Source organism: Nocardia implantans (assembly GCF_035544775.1).
Lineage (GTDB): Bacteria > Actinomycetota > Actinomycetes > Mycobacteriales > Mycobacteriaceae > Nocardia > Nocardia implantans.
Genome location: NZ_JAYKYQ010000006.1, coordinates 314,374 through 336,433 on the forward strand (window position 1 = coordinate 314,374; position 22,060 = coordinate 336,433).

Sequence of the window (22,060 nt, forward strand, 5' to 3'; positions counted from 1 at the left end):
TCATCCGGCGAAGATCGCGGCGCGGCGCGCGGGGTCGTCGACCACGGCTCGGATCAGCGCACCGATGTCCATTTCCTCCGGCAGCGAGCGATAGGTCAGCTCGCAGAAGACGGCACCGCCGACGGACACCGCGAACCGGGTGGTGCGCCACCCCACCGTGCCCCATTCGACCCCGACGGGCCCGTCGAGTTCGACCGTGCGATCACCGACACGCAGGGCCAGCCTGCCGTCGTGCCGATAGAACACCACCGAGACTCCACCGAGCTCACCGTAGACGCCGCTGGGCGTGGCCGCCTCGGACGGGTTGGCGCGCAGCGCGCCGGTGCCCGGGTCGAACTCGGCGGGCACACCGAAGCCCGCGAACGGGCGGACGAAGATACCGCGTCCGGAGTCCTGGGCGCGGTGCCCGTTGCCCCGCGGTCCGCGGCCATCGGTCCGTCTGCCGTTCGTCGCTGGTCCCATCGGCATGCCGGGCGGCATCGGAGGCATGGGCATGCCAGGGGGGACAGTGCCGTCGGGGTGGCCCGGCCCGGTCGTGTTGTCCGGCCAACTCGGTGACGTGGGCGGATACGGCGGTGTGGACGGTCCCGGATACGAGGGTGTCGACGGTCCCGGAGTCGGCATCGACGGGTACGAGGGTGGGGCCGACGGGTATGGGGGTAGTGGTCCGGGCGGGGTCGGCGGGTACGGAGGCGTCGGCTCGCCAGGTGTCGGCGGGCCGGGCCGGGTAGGAGGCGACGGCGGGTACGGAGATTGTGTAGGGGGTTCCGAAGGCGACGGCGGGTACGGAGATTGTGTAGGGGGTTCCGAAGGCGTGGGCGGGTACGGAGACTGCGTGGGCGGTTCCGAAGGCGACGGCGGCTCCGAAGGCGTCGGCCGGTCCGTAGGCGTCGGCGGGACCGGCAGCGTCGGCGGGAACGGCGGGACCGGGAACGTCGGCGAGACCGGCGGCACCGGGGACGTCGGCGGGACCGGGGGCACCGGGGGCGTCGGCGAGACCGGGGGCGTCGGCGAGACCGGGGGCGTCGGCGGGACCGGCGGCACCGGGGGCGTCGGCGAGACCGGCGGCACCGGGGACGTCGGCGAGACCGGCGGCACCGGGGACGTCGGCGGGACCGGGAGTATCGGCATGAACGGTGGGGCCGGGGACACCGGTGGTGTCGGCGACACCGGTGGTGTCGGCGACACCGGTGGCGTGGGCTTGACCGGGTGCGGCTGCGGCTGCGGCTGCGTCGGCGGCTGCGGCTGCGGCATCGGGACGGGCCACGGCTCCACTTCGTTCAGGAACGGACCCGGCATCTCGGACTCGTAGTCCTTCGGCGGATGCGGAATATGCGAGCGCAGCGCCCAGTCCGGCGGCAACCAACGGGGACGCGCCGGAGCCGAGCCCGACGAGCCCTCGGGCGGCTCCGAACCACCGTCGCGGTTCGACCGGGCATCGCCCGACGGCTCCTCGTCACCGTCGCGAGGTACGCGAGTTCCGCCGTTCGACGAATCCTGGCCGCCGTCACGCTCCCGGCGCGACGGCTCACCCCCACCGCGGACCGTCGGCGAACCGGACCCGCCCGCCTGGGGAGAACGGTGCGCGGATCGCTCCGAACGGAACTGGCGCACAGCGTCTTCCGCCCGCGCGAGCTCGTCCTCGGCATCCAACACACGCCGGGCCGCACGCTCCAACTCCGCAACCCGGTCCTGCCATGGCTCCTGCTCATCCACCCGCAACGTGCGCCCACGCAGACCATCGAGCGCATCATCCAACGCATCCCGCGTCAGATCCTCGTCATTCACCGGCAATCCACGGCGGGCACCCGCGAGATCAGCCTGCGCGTCCGCCAACTCCCGCTCCGCCGTATCACGCCGCGCGGACAAGCGGGTCCGCTCCGCATCGGCCTCGGCACGGACAAAGTTCTCGACTGCACCCGGAAGCGGTTCTGCTGGCGAATTCGTCCGCGGCTCGGCGGGCTGGATGGTTCGCGCCAAGGCGTCGTCGAGTCGGGCCACTTCCGCGGCGGCGTCGAATACACGGCGGGCGGCCTGCTCGAGGTCGGTGATCCGGTGCTGCCACTGCTGCTGCTCGTCCACTCGCATCGTCCGCGAGCGCAGGCGCTCGAGCGCATCGTCCATGGCCTCCGGCGTCAGGTCCGCGTCGTCCACGGGCAGTCCACGGCGGGCCTGCGCGAGCTGGGCTCTGGCCTCCGTCGACCTCTGTGCCGCCGCGTCACGCTGTGCGGAAAGCCGCGTCCGCTCGTCTCGTGCATCCCTCTGCGGCGCCGGATCGCTCGAGCGCGCCTCGGCAGCCCGGTTGCCCTGATCGAGCGCGGCGTCCAGGCGAGCCAGTTCCGAATCGGCGTCGAACACGCGCAGTGCCGCGCGCTCCAACTCCGCGACACGGTCCTGCCACGGCCCTTGCTCATCCACCCGCATCGTCCGCCCACGCAGACCATCGAGCGCATCATCCAACGCATCCCGCGTCAGGTCCTCGTCGTTCACCGGAAGACCGCGGCGAGCGTCAGCGAGGGCGGCTCGGGCGGCGGCCAGTTCGCGAGCCGCCGCCGTACGCTGTGCGGACTGGCGTTCCGCATCGGCGCGGGCGGCGCGCTGGATGAGGTCGGTCAGGGCAGCGATGTCGTCGGCGCGCCCGACCACCTCGGCGCGCAGCTCGGCCTGCACCCGGGCGAGCTGGGCGGGGGTCAGCCGCTCGTGCTGGTCGAGTTTGCCGTCGCGGTAGACCTCGTAGACCTCGGCCCACCGTTCCGGGCCTGCGTCGGTCAGGTCGACGCCGACCAGACGCGCGAAGTCCCGGCTGGCCCCGCGGTCGGGACCGGGCGGAATGCTGGTCGCGCCGTCCAGCATGCCGAGCCGACCAGGCGCCTCGGTGAGGTGGACGACATCGCCGATGACTTCCAGCAGGTGGCGAACGGCCTTGTCGTGCACGGGGAACTCGACATCCGACACGCGGGGATCGAGCGCTTGGTCGCCGTGGGCACGCGGGTCGAACACATCGACCGCGGCGAGAGCGTCGGCATAGTCGGTGAGCGCGCCGACCAGGTCGGGGTGCAGGTTCGGCCGATGCGACAGGTTGGCGATCACTTCGCCCAGCTGCCCGAGGCCGGTGATGCGCACCGTTCCCGGCAAGGCGTCCAGACGCCGGACCAGGCGGTCGTTGGCCGCATCGATCGCGGCTTGGTCGATGCCACGCAACAGCTTCGCGTATTTGATTAGCGCCTCGGCCCGCTGCTGCCGCAGGGCATTGCGGATATCCGGGTCGGCCATGGCCTCGGCGAGCCGCTGCGGTGTCATGTCCGCCGCGTCCAGGCCGAGCCGGTGGGCCAGCACATGCCGGGCGTCGCCGACCTCGTGGTAGGTGTCGATGTCCCATGCGGTGCGCGCGTAGTCGATGATCGCCTCGATCTGGCCGGCGCGAATGGCGTTCTCGTCGCGCAGCGCCGCGAGCCGTTCGGCGAGCAGGTCCGGGAAGTCCAGCTCCGCTTCGGCGATGCCGAGGCGCTCGGCCAGTTCGCCGATGGCGGCGTCGATCTCGCGCCGTGACAACGGCTCCGACGCTTCCGCGGCGGGAAGCGCGTCGGCGGGGGCGTCCGGCACGACGCGCCAACCGTCGCCGTCGTTCACAACGGTGACGTCGAGGCGGCGTCCCTCGACCTCGCCGCTGAAGTGCCGAACCCGCGTTGCACCGCCGTCGACGAGCGCGATCCGGTCCGGGTGCACGTCGGTGACCAGGTAGTGGACCTCGACGATGCCTTCGTTGACGGCCTGCGCGAGCCTCGGGTACTCCGCGAGCGCGTCGGCGATGACGCGATCGTGGCCCAGCCTTCCGTCCACGACCACCAACCGCATCGGCCCACCGGGCTCGCCGGGGACCAGGCCGAGCCCGGCGCCGTCCTCCAGCAGCGCACCGCCCCGCGCGAGCACCCAGTCCCGCCCGGCCATGTCACCGATCAGGCCGGTGAGCTCGTCGGCCGCGGCGTCGGCCCGCAAGAACTCCTCGGCGTCGGCGTGGAAGGCCGTCAGGCCGCGGGCGTGCTCGCGGATCCGGTCCATCTCCTCGGCGAGTGCGTTCGCGAGCCGATTCGCGTCCAGCGCGTGCAGATCGGCGCCGAGCAGCTGCGCCCAGACCGAGCGTTCGTCCTTGATCTGGTCGCGGCGCAGCGCGTTCTCGAAGAACGCGCGCAGGCCCTGATCCTGTCCCGGCTGATCGGTGTCGTAGAGGTCGCCCCACTCCCGGCTCGGCTCGCCGCCGTTGTTCACGCCCTGCCAGTCCAGCAGGGTGGGGTTGCCGCCGAAGGCGCGCACCACCTCACCGAGGAAGCGGTTCATCGGGTTGGCGTCGAAGAAGCCGACCTCGTCGCTGTAGGGGATCCGCTCGTGCTCGGCGTTGTACCGGCGGGACGCCTCGGCGAGACCGGTGAGCGCGCCGATCCGGCGGACCTGCTGATACCGCAGCAGATCGACGGCACGGCGAACGTTCTCCGGGGTCGGCTCACCGAGGTCGACGCCGAGCGCGTCGGCCGCGGCCGTCAAGGCGTCGGCCAATTCGTACCGCCGGACCGTCGCCTCGGACAATTCGTGCAGCCAGTCCGCGAGTTCACCGGTGCTCGCCTGCAGTTCCTCGCCGGGGCGCTCGGACGGGCGCGGCGTGGCGTCGGGCCTCTCGCCGTCGGGCGGCTCCGGCGCGGGGATCACTCGGGCGGCATGCTCGGCCTGTCGCTTCAGCTCCTCGAGTTCCACCCCGAGTTCCCGGCGCACCAGCTCGGGATCGGCCTCCTCCAGCCAGTATCGGTACTCCGCGCCGTCGCGGGCGACCGGTATGCCGTACTCGGCGGCCGGGCTCGCCACCCGGGAGGTCAGGCGCTTCAGGAACGGAACGAGCTCCCGCTTCCGCCACATGGTGACGGCTTCCTTGAGGATGCGGACCGGACTGAACTTGGTCTGCATCACCTCGTATTCGTCGCCGGGCGCGGGAGTCGGGTCGTAGTGCTTGGTGAGCGGCAGCCCCGCTTCGTGGGCGAGCAACGACTGACCCGCGCTGTCGATGCCGGAGCCGGAGGGGTATTTCGGGCTCTCGCCGACGTATCCCCCCGTCAACGCCTCCCACAGGCGGCGCAGCCGCGACTTCGGCCGCTCCGGTTGCCGCGGTGCCCGCACACTGGCGTCCGCCGGTTCGGGCGCGCCGAGACGTTCGGGCGTCTCGACCCGCCAACCGCCGTTCTCGTCGGCCACCAGCCGCGCGGGCACCCGCTCGCCATCGACCTCGAGGGTGTACCGGCGGGTCTCGCCCGGCTGGAGCGGTTCGGCGCCGGTCTGCCCGCGCGCGGCTCGGACGGCGTCGGCGAGGTCGGCGATGGCTTGCGCGTCGCGGCGCACCGCGGCGCGGGCCTGCGCGACTGTCTCGGCCGGATCGCGATCCAGATCGGCGGGATCGATGCGGAGCCGCCGTGCCCAAGCGTCACGGGTCTCCCGCACCTGCGCGCGCAGGTCCGGATGGTGCGTGCCGTGCGCCCGCTCGGTGGCCGCCGCCAGCGCCTCGACCAGGCCCGCGCGCAACAGGTTTCGGTAGCGCAGGTCGGCGATGGTCGCGCCGAGGTGTTCCGGGGACAGATCGTCCTCGTCGAGGCCGAATCGGCGTGCGAGCCGGTCACGAGTCCGATCGATCGGTTCCGGGCGCGGGGCGCGGGAGGGCGACTCGGGGGCGTGCGCGTCTCCGGCACGCACCGGACTCGCATCCGGGTGCGGCTCGGCGGGCCGCGCGAGGGCATCGTCCAGCCGGGCGACTCGCGCTTCCGCATCGAACACGCGGCGGGCGGCACGCTCCAGCTCCGCGACCCGCTCCTGCCATGGGCGCTGCTCTTCCACCCGCAACGTGCGCCCGCGCAGACCGTCGAGCGCATCGTCCAGCGCGTCCGGCGTCAGATCCGCGTCGTCGACCGGCAACCCGCGGCGGGCCACCGCCAGATCGGCCCGGGCGGCCGCCAGTTCCCGTGCCGCCGCATCCCGCTGCGCGGTCGGACGCTCGGCGGCCTCTGGGCGAGGCCGGGCCGCATGATCAGCCTCGCGCACCGCGTCTTCGGCCCGCGCGAGTTCGTCCTCGGCGGCGAACACACGTCGCGCCGCATCCTCGAGACGCGTGATCCGGTCCTGCCACGGCTGCTGCTCGTCCACTCGCAACGTGCGGTCACGCAGGCCGTCGAGCGCATCGTCCAACGCGGTCCGCGTCACATCCTCGTCGTTCACCGGCAGGCCACGCCGCGCATCAGCGAGTTCGGCGTGTGCGTCGGACAGTGCACGGGCCGCCGTGTCCCGCTGCGCGGACAGGCGGGCCGGGTCAGCCGCAGCCGGACGGGCCGGGTCGGCGGGTGGCTGTGCATCCGGGCTCGTGGGAGCGGCGGGCAATTGCGGTGGCCGTGGTTCCTCGATCGGCAGGCCCGCGCGGCGCAGATCGTCCTGGACCGCGCGCAGGTCGTCTTCGGGTGCCTCGGCCAGCCAGAACTGCTCGTCACCGTAGCGTTCCGCGCTGGTCAGCGGTCCGAAATCGTCCGGGTAACGCATGCGCGGGGCGTCGGCGTCGTCGAGGAAGCCGCGTGCCCTGGCGATTTCGGCGAGCTCGGCCAAGGCGGCCAGCGGATCGCGAAGCGCGGTGAACCTCTCGTCGAGACCGAGTGCCTCGGCGAGCAGGCGAACGTGCTCGGTCTCGGCCTCGGTGAGCGGTTCGGCGTCGCGCTGGTTCGGCCAATCACGCTGTTCGCGAAGGAATTCGAGCACGTCGCGGACCGGGTTGCCCATGCGACGAGCACTGTCCGAGGGGCCGTCGGCGGGTGGCTCGGCGTTCGCGGGCGGGGTCGGCGGCCCGGATGGCGGCTCGCCGCCCGCGCCTGCGCGATCGGCCCCGTCCGGTAGCTGCGTGCCCGCGCGTTCGAGGTCGGCGTCGGCACGCACCGGCTCGTCTGTCTCGGCTCCCGTCGAAACCCGAAGCGCGCCCGGATCTTCCGACATCGAACCGGTCTCGGCAACTCGGGGGGCCTGCGCACGGGCGACTTCGGCCCCCGCCGGTTCGTCGGCTTCGTTTCCACGCGAAGCGTTCCGGCGGCCGGGTGTTTCCAGCGTCGAAGCGCCTTCGGCGACCCGAGGGGCCTGCGCACGGGCGACTTCGGTCCACGCCAGTTCGTCTTCGGCGTCGAACACTCGCCGCGCGGCACGCTCCAACTCCGCGACCCGGTCCTGCCACGGGCCCTGCTCTTCCACCCGCGACGTGCGCCCGCGCAGATTCTCGAGCGCTTCGTCCAAGCCGGCCCGCGTCAGATCTTCGTCGTTCACCGGCAGGCCGCGGCGAGCGGCCGCGAGATCGGCCTGCGCGTCGGCCAGCTCCCGTTTCGCCGCAGCATGTTCGGCGGACCGAGTGGTGGACTCGCCCGGTGTGGGCGTCGCTCGTGCGGTCTGGTGATCACGCGGATTCGGGTCTGCGCCCGGCGAGGTGGATGCCCTGGGCAGGGGCGGTGTTTCCGGCCGGACGGGGCCGGTGGCGACTGCGTCCAGCTCGCGTTCGAGGTCGGCGAGTCGGTCCAAGGCGCGGCGATGGATTTCCTCCAGCTCGGCCATCAGGCGTCCGTGCAGTTCGTCCAGCGCCTGGGACTCCGGAGCCGGGTGTACCGCGTCGCCGTCTCCGGCGGCGAGCCGGTCGAGCCGGGCTACGGCGGCGTCGAAACGCCGGTCGAGGTCGGCGGCGATGCCGTCGAGTTGGGTGAAGGTGTCGCGAAGCAGTTCGTCGAATCGTTCGTCGGTGCGGCGGGCCGCGTCGTCGAATTCCGCTCGGATGCGCCTCAGTGCCGCATCCGCCGGGTGATCCGCGCCGGGGCGAGCCGTGGGCGGGGTGACCTCGTGGGCGGGCGGAACGCCCTCGTCCGGCCGAGCGGCCGGCTGATCGAACCGTTCGGCGAGCCCGGCTTCGATTTCGGCCAGGCGGTCGAGCGCGCGCTGCTCGATCCGGTCGAGGTCCGCACCCGCGCGGCGCAACAGGTCGTCGAGCTGCTGGTCGATTCGGCGGTGCAGTTCATCGAGTTCGGCGAGGGCTCGGTGCGCGTCGTCCCGCGCGGCGGAGGACGGGGAATGGTCCTGGTCGGCCTGCTGACGAGAGCGCGCCGCGGACTGTTCCCGTTCGCCGCCGCCCGAGTCGTCGGGCTCGGCCGGACGTGCGGGGGTGGGTGGGCCTTCCGGGGGCTTCTGCGCGCCGCCGTCGGTCTTCGGCGCCGGTGAGTCTTCTCGCGGACGCGACAGCTCGTTGCCGGTGGGCCGATCGCCGCCTCCGGGACCTCCAGCGGGATCATGGGGTCGCGACGGCATCGCACCCGGCGCGGGCGGCAAATAGCCCGGGTTCGGTGGAAGCGGAGCGGGAGCGTACGGGATGTCCGCGCGCCAATCGGTCAGCGGCGGGCGGTCGGCATCCCAGTGGTAGCCCAGCGCGATGGCGTGCGCGTTGGCCTGCTGCCAGCTCGCGCCCGGATTGTCGTCCAGGAATCGAGCCTCGGCCAGCATGTCGTTCAGCAGCACGAAGTCCTGCGGGAGCGGAGCACCGTTCATCAGGCGATGCCACGCTTCGGCGACATCGGCGAGGCGATCCATCCGCGTGTGCACGTACCGGCCGTGCGGGTCGCTGTGGTCGCGTACTCGGTGCTCGTCGACCATCAGGTGGTTCTTGATGCGCGCCAGGTCCGCGCGTGTGAAAGCGGGAACGTCGTCGCGCATGTGCTCGGCGAGGGCGGCCACGATCTGGTCGGGATCGCCGCCGGTCGCGAGCAGTTCGCGGATGTCCTCCATCGTGTCGCGGATCGCGCCGGGGTCGTCGGTGGCGAACCGGTCCGCGAGTTCGCCTGCGATTCGGTCGATGTCGCCGTGGATGCGCCCGAGCTGGGCGTCGACGTCGCCGAGCGGATCGATGCCGGGTTGCCGCCGGACCAGCCGCGCGGCAGCGTCCACCACCTCGCGCGCCCGGGTTTCCCGCTCGGCGCGCCGGTGCCGGTCGATGCCGTCGGCGACGCGGTCGAGATCGGTGTCGTCGGCCAGGAACCGCTCGTATTCCGCGTCGGCCCAGTCCTGGACCCGCTGCCATGCGGCGACGTCGCGGTCCCACTCGCGCTGCAAGCCCTCGGGGATGTCGACCCGGTCACCCGGCGGCACATGATCGGCCGTGTCCCAGGGCCGGTGCATCGGCTGGATGTTGCGTTGCGGCGGGGCGAACCATTCGTAGTTGCGGAACACCGTGCCGAACGGCGGCACATGCCGCAGCCACGGCCGCGCCCGCACCCATTCGCCGATCTCCGGATGACGCTGGATCCACGCCTTCACCGCCGGATGCTTCGGCACCTGCGCCGCCATCAGCAGCAGGCGCACGACGTTGTACGAATCGCCGCCCCAATGCTGGGTGAACACGTCGTTCTCGTCGACGCCCGAGGTGTCGTACCGAGAAGGGGCCTGCGGCATATGCACCGGAAGGGTGCTTTCCGGGATCATGCCCGGCGGGACGTCGTCGGTCGGGAGGGTGATGTCGTTGACGACGTCCTCCATCGCCCATCCGCTCACGCCGTCCGGCAGTTCCTTCGGCGAGTACTTCTTCGGCAGTTCGCCGCGGTCGCGCCCGAATTCCCAGTCCGGACGGGTCGGGTCGACGCGGTGCCAGACGCCGTCGGCGTCGCGCCAGGACGTGATGTCCAGGCGACGGCCGCCGATCCACCCGGTGCTCAACCGTTCGATCTCGGGCGGATCCATGTCCTGGGTCCGCACGTTGTCCTCGCGGTCGGCGAGCACGTGCCGGTAGTCGACCGTAGTCTCCGGACGCACGATCGCCTGCGCCACTTCGGAACTGCGGCGCAGGGCGTCGGTCAGAGCGGCGTCGTGATCGGCGCGCGGCGCGGCCGGGTCGGGCCGGGGACCGAATACGATGACGCGCGGTCGCTCGCCCTCGATGATCCCGACCCGGTCGGTCACCATCCGGCCGCCCATGCGTTCGACGAGGTCGCGGTACGCGCCCGCCACCCTGGCCATGTCGTCCTGGATGCGGCCGATCTCGTTGTGCGCGTCGTTCACCTGGCGCGCCACGGCCTCGAGCGCGTCGATGTCCCGGCGGCGAGCGGTGGCATCCTCGTCGGAGAGCGTGCCGTCGGCGAGCCCGTCTGGCACCCCCGCGCGCAGGTCGGCCACGGTCCGGTCCAGCCGCTGCGGTTCACAGGCCGCCTGCTCGACTCGTCCGTCCTGGTCCAGCAGGCCCAGGCGGGCGGCGAGGTCGTCGCGCTCGTGCCGCAGCGGCCGCACCGCGTGCAGCGCGTCGGCCCGCTGCTGGGCCAGTCCTTCCAGCGCGTCGATCACATCCTGCGGCCGGGACCGTTGCGCACCGACCCCTGCCCCGCGCAATTGGTCGAGCCGCTGATCCACCTGCCGGATCCGCTCGTCGAGCCGGTTGACCAGCTCGGCGGCCGCGGCGAGCTTCTCGATCGTCCGCCTGCGATGGTCGAGTTCCAGCGGCTCCGGCGTGAGCCGGTCGGTGTGCGGCGCTTCGTCGGGGCCGCCGATGTCGTCGACCGTCCGGACGTTCGCGGCCTCGTACAGCCGCAGGACGGTGGTCTCCAGCTGATCCCCGCGCAACGCCGACTCGTCAAGGACGACGCTGTCGTTCCACGATTCGCAGCGCGCGGACCGGCCATCACGTTTGGCCCGCCAGAACTCGCGTTCGCGGGTCAGTGTCTGGCGCTGCTGGACCAGCCGGTCGTATTCGCCCACCGGGGTGGTGGACAGATCGAGATCCGCGAGTTCCGCTTCGAGACGCGTGGTTTCCGCGTCGGCGTCGGCGAAATCACGTGCGATCTGTTCCAGCTCATCGATCCGGGCGAGACGTTCGGGCATCTCGTCGACCGGCATGGTCCGCCCGCGCAGGTCCTCCAGCGTGCGGTCCAGGCCGTCAGGTCCGGGGCGCAGGGCCGCCCAGTCGTCGGCGTCGTCGATCGGCAGCCGCCCCGCCAGCTCGTCGCGCCGCGCGCGCAGGTCGTCCCGGCGAGTCCGTGCCCGCTCGAGTTCCTCTGTGCGCCGGTGGTGTTCCGCCCTGGTCTCGGGTGACATCCGAGCGCGTGGATCGGCGTCGGCTCCGTTGGCGGGCGATTCGTCCGCGCCGAACCGTGGTGGGCGCGCCCCCGGAGTGGCAGCGGGTGACGGCTGCCCAACTGACCGTGGTGTGCCCCCCTCCGGAGTGGCGGCGGACGGCGGCTCCGCACTCAACGGCGGTGTGCCCGCCTGCGAGGTGGCAGCGGACGGCGGCGCGGGGTCGGGCCGTGCCGACGACCCCGAGTCCGGGGTGGCCGCGTCGGCGTGTGGCTCGGCTCCGATCGGCGCGTAGAGCCTGCGCAACCACCGCGCCCGGTCCTCGGCCATCCGGGCGTTCCATTCCGCCTGCTGCGCGCGGAACTCCGCCCATGAATCGTCCGGATCGGCGTCGGCCGCGCGTCGTGATCGGTCCGCTTCGAGGGTGGCGGACCATGCCTGGTTCTCCGCCTGCTCCAAACGCAGCCACGCCGCACGGTCGGCGGCCATGCGCGCGTTCCATTCCGCCTGTTCGGCGCGCAGTCGCGCCCACCGATCGTCCGGGTCGGCGTCGGCCAGCTCGCGCAACCATGCGGCGTGATCGGCGGCCGTGTCCGCCTCCCAGTCGGCCTGCTCGATCCGCATCCGGAAGTACCAGTCCGATGGCGGGCCGGGCTCGTCACCGGGATCATCCGCGGAAGGTCCTGCGGCCGGCGGCTTTTCGGCACCGCCATCGCCCGACGAGGGCTGGGCGGTATCGCCCTCGGCGGCGCTCGGACCGAGCTTCGTGGCGTCAGCAGCACGGTCGCCGGGACCGGGCTCGGTTTCGGCGTCACCGGAGCCGAGATGCGCGGTTTCGGGTTCGCCGGGCTCGCCCTGTCCACCGGGTCGCCGCCCGGTCGCGGTCCGCCCCGACTCTCCGGCAGTCGCGTCGGCGCGCGGAGTGATCGGCACGACCCGGATGGTCCCGTCCGGGTCCACCCGCAGCTCGCGGGGCCGCGCGCCGTGGGCGAGCGCGTCCGCTACCTCCGGATACCGTGCGGCGACGTCGGCCAGCTCGCGAACGGGATCGGCCCCGCCGAGATTCACCACCAGCACCATCGGCGGCTCGCCCACGAGGACGCCGACGCGATCGGTGATCGGCCTGGCGTCGGCGCGTAGCAGGGCGTCGCGTTCCAGGGCGGTCGCCATGGCCCGGTCCAGCCGATCGACGCGCTCCTCGGCTCTGGCGAGCCGCTCCGGATCGTCCGCAGCGCGTGCGGCGTCGCGTTCGCGCACCGCCTCGTGGTTCGCGGCGGCCAGCCGGTCCAGCACCGCCCGCCGCCGGTCGGCCTCGGCGCGGCGGCCCGCATCGCGGTCGGGCGGACGCGGCGGGTCGAACTGCGGCGGACTGTGGTCGGTTTCGCGCGCATCGATCGCCGGCGCGGCATCGTCACGGCCGTCGCGCGACCCGAACGACAGCCGATCCGCCATGCGCCGCAGCACGCCGCGGGGTTCGCGCCGGATCAGATCGGAGCCGCCGTCGTCGAGCAGCCGGGCGATCCGCTTGGCCAGCTTCTTGTCACTGCTGTCGGACATGCCGTGGAACAGCATGGCCAGAGCGTCTTGCAGGCCGCCGTCGCCGGTCGGTGCGGGCACGCGCCACCCACCGTTACCGTCGGCCTCGAGGATGACGCCGAACGAGTAGTCCGCGATCCGTACCGCCTCCAAAGTGGTGCGCGGCCAAGACAATTCGGGCCCGCTGCCCGGCTCGGGCAGCGGCACCTTCCTGGTGGCCAGCCGGTGCGCGACCACCGCGGGATGGGGTTCACCGACCTCCGGCTCGGCGCGGAAGTGCTTCAGCGCGTCGTGCCGCAGCGTGCCCTTGTTCTCCCGGCCCTCGTAAGCCTCGTGCGCGTCCGCCGACCGCTGGTCCTGCTTGGTGTGGAACATCTCCGGGCCGAGCTGGCGCAGCCACGCTTCGAAGCCGAGACGGGTCCGGCCGGCTTGGCGATAGCGCAGATAGTGCGCCAGGAACTGTTCCATCGTCTCGTGACGGTCCGGTGCCCGATACGGCCCCTCGGCGATGCCCGCGGGCAGCCAGCGGGTGCTCCCGTCCTCCTCGCCCGGGGACACCAGCTGGTATTCGAGGCTGTGCGTTCCGCTCCACAGCACGTCGGCGTAGGCGGTGTTCCGGACGGCCAACTCGCGCAGCGCGTCGACGTGCCCGCCGTGTTTCGCCACGACGACCAGCCTCGGCTTGCCCCACTGGTCGGTGACCAGCGCGATGCGTTCGGTCAGGCGGACACCGGTGGGCTCCTGGTCGAGCCGGGCGGCGATCGCGCGGCGCGCCGCGCCGAGGTCGTCGAAGTCGGCGGTGGCGTCCCGCGCGGAGCGCGCCGGGACCTCGGCCATCGGCCACGGCTGATAGCGGCCGTGGTTGTCCGCGGCGCAACGGGCGACTTCCATTACGATCTCGGCCTCGGGCAACCCCACCTTGTCGACGTACTTGCGCAGCGCCGCCAGCCCGGCGTCCAGCGCGCGGCGCTCGAGCGGCACGCCGTCGCCGGCGTGCGACGCCTTCCGATAGGCGCGGTCGTAGGCCTGGGTGTAGGCGGTCTCGGCCGGGCCGACGGGCACGAACCGACCCGATTCCCGCAGCACGCGGAGGGTTTCGATCTCGACGGCGAAGTCACCGGTGCGCATCCGCCGCAACTCGGGCGAGTCCGCCCTGTGCGGTTCGGGAGTGTGGTCCGGATCGGCTGCGGTGAATCCGTTGGCCCGGTCCCATTCCGCGGCGTAATGGGTGGCGTAGTCGACGCCGTCGATCAGCGGTCCGCGCTCGACCAGCGCGGCGCGCACCTCACGCACCGCCGCGCGGAACGCCGCGGCGTCGAGCATCGACGGCCGCACCGAGGAGTTGCCGCGATACGCCCGCGCGGCCACCCTGCGTGCCTTGTCGCGGGCCGCGTCGAACACCTCGCGCAGCCGGTCGTCGTGCCCGACGGCGCGCGGCTCCTCGGCGGGACGATCCCGCTCGCTCTGGTACTTCGCGCGTTCGTCGCGCACCCGGGTGAATTCGAAAGCCCTCGCGTGCGCTTCGGCCTGGCGGTCGAGCATGACGCCGACGTATTCGTCGCGCGACAGCGTGAGCCGCTCCAGCGGCCCGCCGCCCGTTCGCGTCTGCTCCGCCATGGCGGCGGCGTGCACCCACGCTTCGGCGAGCTCGAGCGTCGAGGAATTCAGGTGCAGCACAATGCTGTCGGCGGAGGGAACGTAGCCGCTGCCGGACCGCAACAGCTGCCTGCCGTCACGCGCGGCAGGCGGGTCGTCGAAGGTGAACCGGATATCGACGCCGAGCCGGTCGACGGTACTCATGGCCCACCGGCCGAGGGAATTGCCGTCGCCGCGCACCCGCTCGCCGCGCATGTTCTGGTAGACGCGCAGGTTGTCGCCGTCCAGCTCGCGCATCACGCGGTCGAGCCGATCGGCCGGCCGGTTCGTCCCCGCCGGTTCGTCGGCCGCGACGCCGTGCTCCGCTCCGGACCGCTCCTCGTTCCGCTCACGCATCCAGTGGCCGTCGGCCTCGGACCAGACCGCGGACGGGGAGGTCTGCTCGCGCCGCAACCGCACCGCGCCGGAGTCGTCGACGTCCACCCAGACCCGGTCGGCGACGACGTCCTCCACCGCCAGGGTGTGGCGCAGCGACGTGCCGGGCGCCTCCTCGCCGGTCACCCGGGTGAACCGGTCGCCGGTCTCCGCGACGAACACCTTCGGCGGCCGTCCCGGCAGCCACGCCACGCGGTCGGTGAGCCAGCTGCCACCGGCCTCGCGAACCTGCCGGTCCATCAGGTCGTGCCCGACCCGCGCCGCCAGCTCGACGGCGACCTCGTCCAGCGCCGCCACCGCGCGCCCGCGGTCGGCGGCGAGTTCGCCGAGGACCCGCAGCTGTGCGTCGAACGTGGCCGGCTCGTCGTCGCCGAGTCCGCTCCGCCAGCGCGCGAGCTCGCGCACATCCGGCCGACCCTGCGCCGGTGCGCCTCGATCGAGCACGTCCTGATCGAGGCCGCCGAGCTTGCGTACCAGCTCATCCCACACCGCGTCGATGCGGCCGATCTCCCTGGTGTGGGCCGCGTGCCTGCGCACGAGTTCCTGGGCGTCGCGCGCGGCCGCTGCGGTGCCGGGACGGTATTCACCGGCCGAGCGCTCATGGCGCTGGGCGGCGTCCCAGTCCCGGCCGTGCGCGCTGCGCGCGCTGGCGCTCTCCTGCGCGGACCACGGCGGGTCGAACAAGTCGCCGGCGAGCAGCGCGTCGACGCCCGCCGCTCGGCCCAGTTCGCGCAGCGCGCCGGCGTAGAGCGCGGGGTCGGCCTCGTGTGCCCTGGCCACGGCCGCGTCGTAGGCCTCGAGGTACCGCCCGCGCACCGCCCGCTGATAGTTCACCTCGACCGGCGCCAGCGCCGTCGGCCGACCGGGGTACCCGGCGTTCTCCAGCTCCCGCAGGAATTCCGCCTGCCTGCCGGTCGCCGCGGCATCGGCGCGCAACTGCGCCGCGATGTAGTCCTCGCGCGTCGTGCCCCGGATCCGCGACGGCGTGACCTCGACCTGTCCGGCGCGGATCGCCTCGGTCAGCGCGGCCAAGCGCACGAGTTCGCTCGCCAGCTCCACCTGTCCGCGGTCATGGGTGTCGATCAGGATGTCCATGGTGCGGCGGTCGAAGGCGTCGGCGGCGCCGATCTCGTCGCCGAGGTCGGCGAACCGCACCCGCGCGCCCTCCGCGCGAAGCAGTCGCGCCGCCTCCCGCCCGACGGCGGACTGTTCGAGCAGCTGCCAGACTTCGGTCGTTTCGACATCGATCCGGTTCAGCTGCCACAGGTCTTCGGTAGCGGGGCGCTCCTGGTGGTCCGCCGCCGATTCTTGCTGATTGTCGTCGGTCGGCTCGGAGAATCCGGTGTCATCCGGCGTGGCATGCGTATCGGCGTCGGCGAACTGCGGCTCGGTGAAACGCACTGTGGGCGCGGGATCGCCTGCCACCACCCGAATTTCGGTGAAGCCGTGCTCGGCGGCCAACCTGCCGAGCAGGGTGTCGCGCATCGCTTCCTCGGGCGTCCGGTAGAGATCCGGGTCGGCGCCGGGGCCGCCTTCCCGATGCCACTCGCCCCTGATCTCGGTCACCCAGTGCCCGAGTTCGGACATCGCGCTGCGGAAAAGGCCGGCGCCGTCGGCCGGTCTGGTGGCGGGCTGGATTCGGACGCGCAGCACACCGTCGCCGTCGACGGTGGCGTGGATGCCGCCTTCGCCGTCGGGGTAGAGCCAGGTGTTGCGTCTGTCGTATGCGCCGACCACGGTGTGGTCGGCGCCGAGCGGCGCGGCGGCATCGGGAGGCGGCACGGGGGCTATGTCGCGCGCGTGCTCGCGCACCCGCGCCAGCCGTTCCATGGCCAGGTCGTGCCAGCCGGTGCGGCCGTAGCGCTCGAACTGCGGCCGCAGCGCGGCAACCCGTTCGGTGAGGATGTCGACGGCCTCGCGGGTCAGCCCGTGGTCGCGGTAGCGGACGTTCCCGTCGGCGTCGCGGGTGAGGAATCCTTCGGCGAACGGGCTCACCGCCGCGCGGGCCTCGGCGCCGGGGTCGAAGGCGCGGCTGTGGTCGATGCCCGCGAGCTGCCGGTCGGGCCCGGCGAGCCAGCCGAAACGATCCCGGTCGGGGGGCCGGATCATGGTGTCTAGCAGACCGAGGGCGCGGCCGGGGATCGAATCTGCGTACCCGAGGTCGTGCGGATCGGCGAAGTCGCGGTGCCGGTCGCCGGCCGGTTCACCCGGCATGACCTGCTGGTAGACGACGTTCGGCTCGTGCAGCACCGACTCGGGCACCGGGGCGTCGAGCGCCCGGCCGAGCACCCCGGTCAGCACCTCGGCGACAGCGTGCCGCGGATTGACGACGACCTTGCGGATCAGTTCGGTGCCGTTGCCGAACCGGACCAGCTCGACGCTCCTGGCGCTGTGCGGCGAATCGCCCTCGCGCAGTAGAGTCGAGCCGATTTCACCTGCGACCAGCGCCTCCGCCACGACTTGGTCGAACGAGCGCTCGCCGTGCGCGGCGTCCCAGGCGTCGCCGTAGAAGTCGGCGTAGGTCTGGTCCGGGCCGACGAGTTGGGCGTCCATCAGCGGGCGCAGCGCCTCGAACGCGGCCTCCCTGGCTTTGTCCTGAAGGTCCTCGGGCCACGCGTTCGGCTCCGCTGCCCTCGCGGCCGCGTGCGCCGCGTCGTAGGCCTCGGTGTACACCCGCTCGAGGTCGGTTTCGGGGATGTCGTGCCGCGCCGCACGCAGTTCGCCGATCGCGGCGAATTCCATGACGCGCGCGGCGGTCTCCAGATCGAGCATCGTCCCGACATACGCGCGGCGCGACGACTGTGAACGGACCCGGGCGGCGTCGGGCATGTCCGGCGCGTGGGCCAGGTCGGCGAGGGCGCCGCCGCGCACCAGCGCGAGCATCTGCTGCGTGTCGGTCAGGCCGGGGTCGAGAACCAAGCGCCGCTGCGCCGGGTAGTAGCGGTCCTGCGCGCCCGATTCGTACTCGATCCGCACCTCGTGCTCGGTCAGCGCCCGCTCGATCTGCCTGCCGATCTCGGTCCGGGCCAGTTCCGCGCGCAGGCGGGCGGTGCGCTCGGCCGCCGCGGTCCCGGCCAGGTCGCGCGGCGTCACCTCGCCGATCGGGTCGCTCGGCGCGATGGGCTCCGGCTCCGCCACGGATCGGACGCGCACGTGGCCGAAGTCGTCGATCCCCACTTCGAGGAACCGGCGGTCGACGTCGTCGCGGCCGAGCAGCGCGGCCGCGAACGGGTCGCGTTCGGCCTCCCGCATGACCCGCCGATGGTCACCGGCCTCCGCCGCGATCACCACCCGCTCCGGCTCGCCCGGCACATGCGCGACGTGCTCGGTGAGCACCCGGGCGCCCGGCTCGCCGCGGACGGCCGCGCCGAGCACCCCACGCGCGGCCAGTGCGGCGAGACTGCGCTGTTGCCCCTCGAGCCGGGTCCGGGCCTGGTCCCGCAGATCCGCCAGATCGCTGAGCACGCGCAGATCGTGCTGCCTGCGTAGCAGTTCGGCGTCGTGTCCCGACCGGGTGAGCGCGTCTTCCGCCTCCCGCAGCGCACGCTCGATCGCCGAGCGGGAGACGTCGCGGCTTCCGAACACCGCCTCGGCCCGGCGGGCGAATTCCGCGGCGGTCTCCTGCGCCCGCAGCCTGGCGTCCTGGCGGGTCAGCGCACCCTGCCACAGTTCGTCGGCGGTAGTCGGTGAGAACGAATGGTGCCTGCCCGCCTCCGCAGCGCCGTCGCGGCCGACATTGGCCTCGTCCCAGATGGTTCCGTAGTAGTCGGCGTAGTCGCGTCCGTTGTTCCACTCGGTCCGGCCGAGCGGCTCGCGCAGCGCCGCGACACCGCGCTCGTGCGCCTCGGCGCGGGTCCCCGCGTTGTCCCAGCGCCGCCGGGTCAGCTCTTGGTCGAACGCTTCCCGGTAGTGCTGCTCGAGCGGGTGTTCGGCGATCTCGTAGCCGAGCGCGCGCAGTTCCGCCGCGAGCCGGAAGTGCCTGCCGCTGGCGGCGGCTTCCTCGTCGACCATCGCGTCGACGAATTCCTCCCGCGACAGCGCGCGGATGCGCTCGGGCGTGTTCGCCGTCGTGCGCTGGAGATGACGTTGCGCGTGCAGCGATTCGTGCGCCAGGGCCAGCGCCTGGCGCACGTGCGAGTTGCCCGCGGTGAACGCCATCGCGGCCAGTTCGCGACGGCGGAACTCGCCGGTCCTTCCGTCCGGCGCGGAGCCTTCGTAACCGGTGCGGGTCGGTCCGCTGTCCAGGCTCGCCAGGATCTGTCTGCCGTAGTCGGTCTGCCGCAGCAGGTCGCGGACCTGGTCGTCGTGAGTGTCCAGCACCAGGCGGTCGTTCGACGGCGCGTCGGCGGCACGGCCGAACCCACCCTGCTCGGCGTGGTGCAGCAACAGATCGTGCAGCGCGCGAACGGGTTTGCTCACCGGCTCCGGATCGCCGAGGTGCTCGCGCATGACGACTTCGGCGAAGGCTTCGGCCACCGCCTCGTGATCGTCGAGCAGACCGTCCTGGTCGAGGCTGTATCCGCTCAGTTCCCGCAGCCACCGGCCGAAATCGCCGTCCGGGTCCGCGGCGGCCAACTCGAGCAGATGACGCTCCGCCCGCATCCGCGCGGCCAGACCACCGGCGTGGTCGAGCACGTGACCGTATTCGTGCACCGCGACCGCGAAGACCGGCCGCCGCAACATCATCGGCTTCAGTTGGTCGTTGCCGACGGCGTTGTACACGGCCGCGCGGAAGGCCCGCGCGCTGGTCGCGTGCTCGTGGCTGAGCACTATCGCCCTGGTGAAAACCTTCTTGGTGACCTCATCGATCGCGCCGTCGGCCCACCCGAGTTCGCCCCGCTTCAACTCGCCGATGCCGACCCCGCGCAGATCGGCGTGCGGGAACCGCTGGCGCATCTCGACCACGGCCCTGGCGTATTCGCGCACCACCTCGGGATCGAGGCCGGGCCGGTCGAAGCCGAACACGTCGAACTCCGGGTTGCCCGTGACCTCGCGCAGCCGGTCCCGCAACAACTCGCCGACCTCGTGCGGGCCCAGCCGCGACCACTCGTCCGCGGCCGGTGCGCCGAGCACCTCCGTATCGGGCAGGTCGGCGGCGATGTCCTCGGGCGGATGGGCGCCGCGCGCCGACTCGTCCGCCATCCGGTCCCGGCCGGTGGGCGGCTGGTCACCTTCCGGCGCGCTCGCCCTGCCCGGTGTGAACCGATCGATGAACCGGCCGAACCTGCTGCGCGGTTTGCCGCGATCCGCCAGATCGGCAGAGCCGTCGCCGAGCACTTCCACGATCCGCGCGAGGAGTTTCTTCCGATCGGGCGCGGCCAAGCCCTGCAGATGCGTGGACAGGACATCGGATTCCGATCGGTTCGACAGCGGAGCCGGCACCCGCCAGCCGCCGTTGCCATCGGGTTCCAGGTGGATGCTCAGCACCGTCGAGCCGACCTGGAAGATCTCCAGTTGGTGATGTGACGGGCGCGGGATCCCCGGATCGCTGGGCAGCGGGATCCTGCGGGTATAGAGCCGATGCGCGACCTCGGCCGGATGCGGGGGCGTCAACGGGGGGTCGGCGGCGGCCGCGGTGCGGTATCCGGCCTCGTGGAAGCCCTCGGTCAGCCGGCCCGGCACGTGGAAACCCTGCCGGCCGGTGCCGCGAGCCCGATTGGCGTCCTCGGCGGTGTAGAACGCCTCCGGGCCGAGCTGTTTCAGCCACTCCTCGAACCCGAGACGGGTCCGGCCCTCCGCCCGGTAGCGCAGGTAGTGCGCCAGCATCTGCGTGAGCGCTTCGCTCCTGGTCGGATGACGATACGGCCCCTCCGCCGCCGTCACCGTGATGTGGTGCATGGTCGGCAGGCCGCCCGCCCCGCGCACCGCCTCGCGGTAGTCGAGATAGTGCGACCGGTCCCAGAGCACGTCGGCGAATTCCGGGTGGCTCGCCGCCAGTTCGCGCAGGGCGTCGATGTGCTGCCCGGGTTCGGCGACCACCACCAGCCGCGGCCGCCTCCCCGGTTCGGAATCGGCCGGGTAACGCGCGACGCGGTCGGTGAGCCGCTCCGGACGCGGCTCACTGTCGAATTCCTGATCCAGAACGCGCCGGGCGAGGTCGGCGTCATCGTGGCGCCCGGTCTCCCGGCTCGCGGGGTCGTCGGAGTGCTGCGCGTCCTCGCGAGGCTTCGGATGACCCCAGCGCGACTCGTCCTCGTTGCCGGCGGCGCGGACGACATCGAGGGCGATCTCGGCCCGGTCCAACCCCACCCGGTCGAGATAGCGCCGCACCGCCTCGCGGCCCGCTCGGTAGGCGGCCTCCTCCGGCGGCGGGGCCTCGGGATTGCGGCGATGCGCTTTCTCCGCCTTGGGGTACGCCTTGTCATAGGCCTCGGTGTACGCGCGTTCGGCCGGGCTGACCGGAACGTATTCGCCCAGGTCGCGCAGCATGCGCAGACTTTCGATCTCCAGCACGATGTGGGTGGCGCGCTCGGCGACCCTGGCACGGGTGTCGCGCGCGGGTGCGCCGGCCTCGACCGCGCGCTCGGTCGGTGCGATGCCGTGCGCCCGGTCCCACGCGGCGGCGAAGTGATCGCCGTAATCCCGCCGGCCGACCTGCGGCCCGAGGCGGTCGAGGTGTTCGCGCACGGCGCGCACGCCGGCGCGGAACGCGGCCCGGTGATAGAGCGGGTAGGACCGGACGACGCCGGACTTCCAGTACGTCTTCTCGGCGTACTTCATGGCGTCGTCGTATGCCTCGGCGTAGGCGCGTTCCAGGTCGTCGACGCCGATCCGGTCGAGATCCGTCCTGCCGGTCTCGTCGGCGTTGCCCGCGTACATCAGGGCGTACGCCTCGGCCATTCGGTCCAGCATCAGATCGACGTATTCGTCGCGGGAAAGGGTCAGCCGCGCCAGCGGTTCGCCTGCGGCCTCGTTCACCTGCTCGGCCAGCCGCGCCGCGCGCACCAATTCCGCGGCGTGCCGCCCTGGTCCGGCGTCGGACTCCAGCACGACGGAATTGGTGGCCGGGTGATATCCGGCGTCCGGGCGCAGCTCGTACCGGCCGCTGTCCATGCGCCGGATGCTCGCCTCGGACTCGGTGGTGAACCGGATGTCCACCCCGAGCCGCTCCAGCGCGACCGCCGCCCATCTGCCCTGCGGACTTCGGGTGAGTTCGGCCAGCGCCCGTTCCAGGAGAGCGCCCGCGTGCTCGGTGATCGTCCGCGGGTGCGTCCCCTGCCCGGGCGGATCGATCGGCGCGGGCGCGTCTGCGGAGTCCCGCGAGATGCGCAGGTCACCGGATTCGTCGAGGCGCACCCGGAGATCGGTGGGCGGCGGGCCGCCGTCCAGGGCGGCGCGATGGGACAGGTCCTGCCGCACGATGCCGGTGATCTCGCCCAGCAGGCGAGCGCGATCC

At 72.6% G+C, this 22,060-nt stretch carries 1 protein-coding gene (cut by a window edge); it reads right to left on the reverse strand.

All coding sequences use genetic code 11. The features are described from left to right. A protein-coding gene (locus U3653_RS16950) for a WXG100-like domain-containing protein (protein WP_195080392.1) crosses the window boundary here: on the reverse strand, window positions 1–22,060 show its 3' portion. Its footprint extends 12,911 nt past the window's final position; 22,060 of the gene's 34,971 nt are visible here — the last part of the coding sequence; its start codon lies beyond the right edge, outside the window; it ends in the stop codon at window positions 1–3.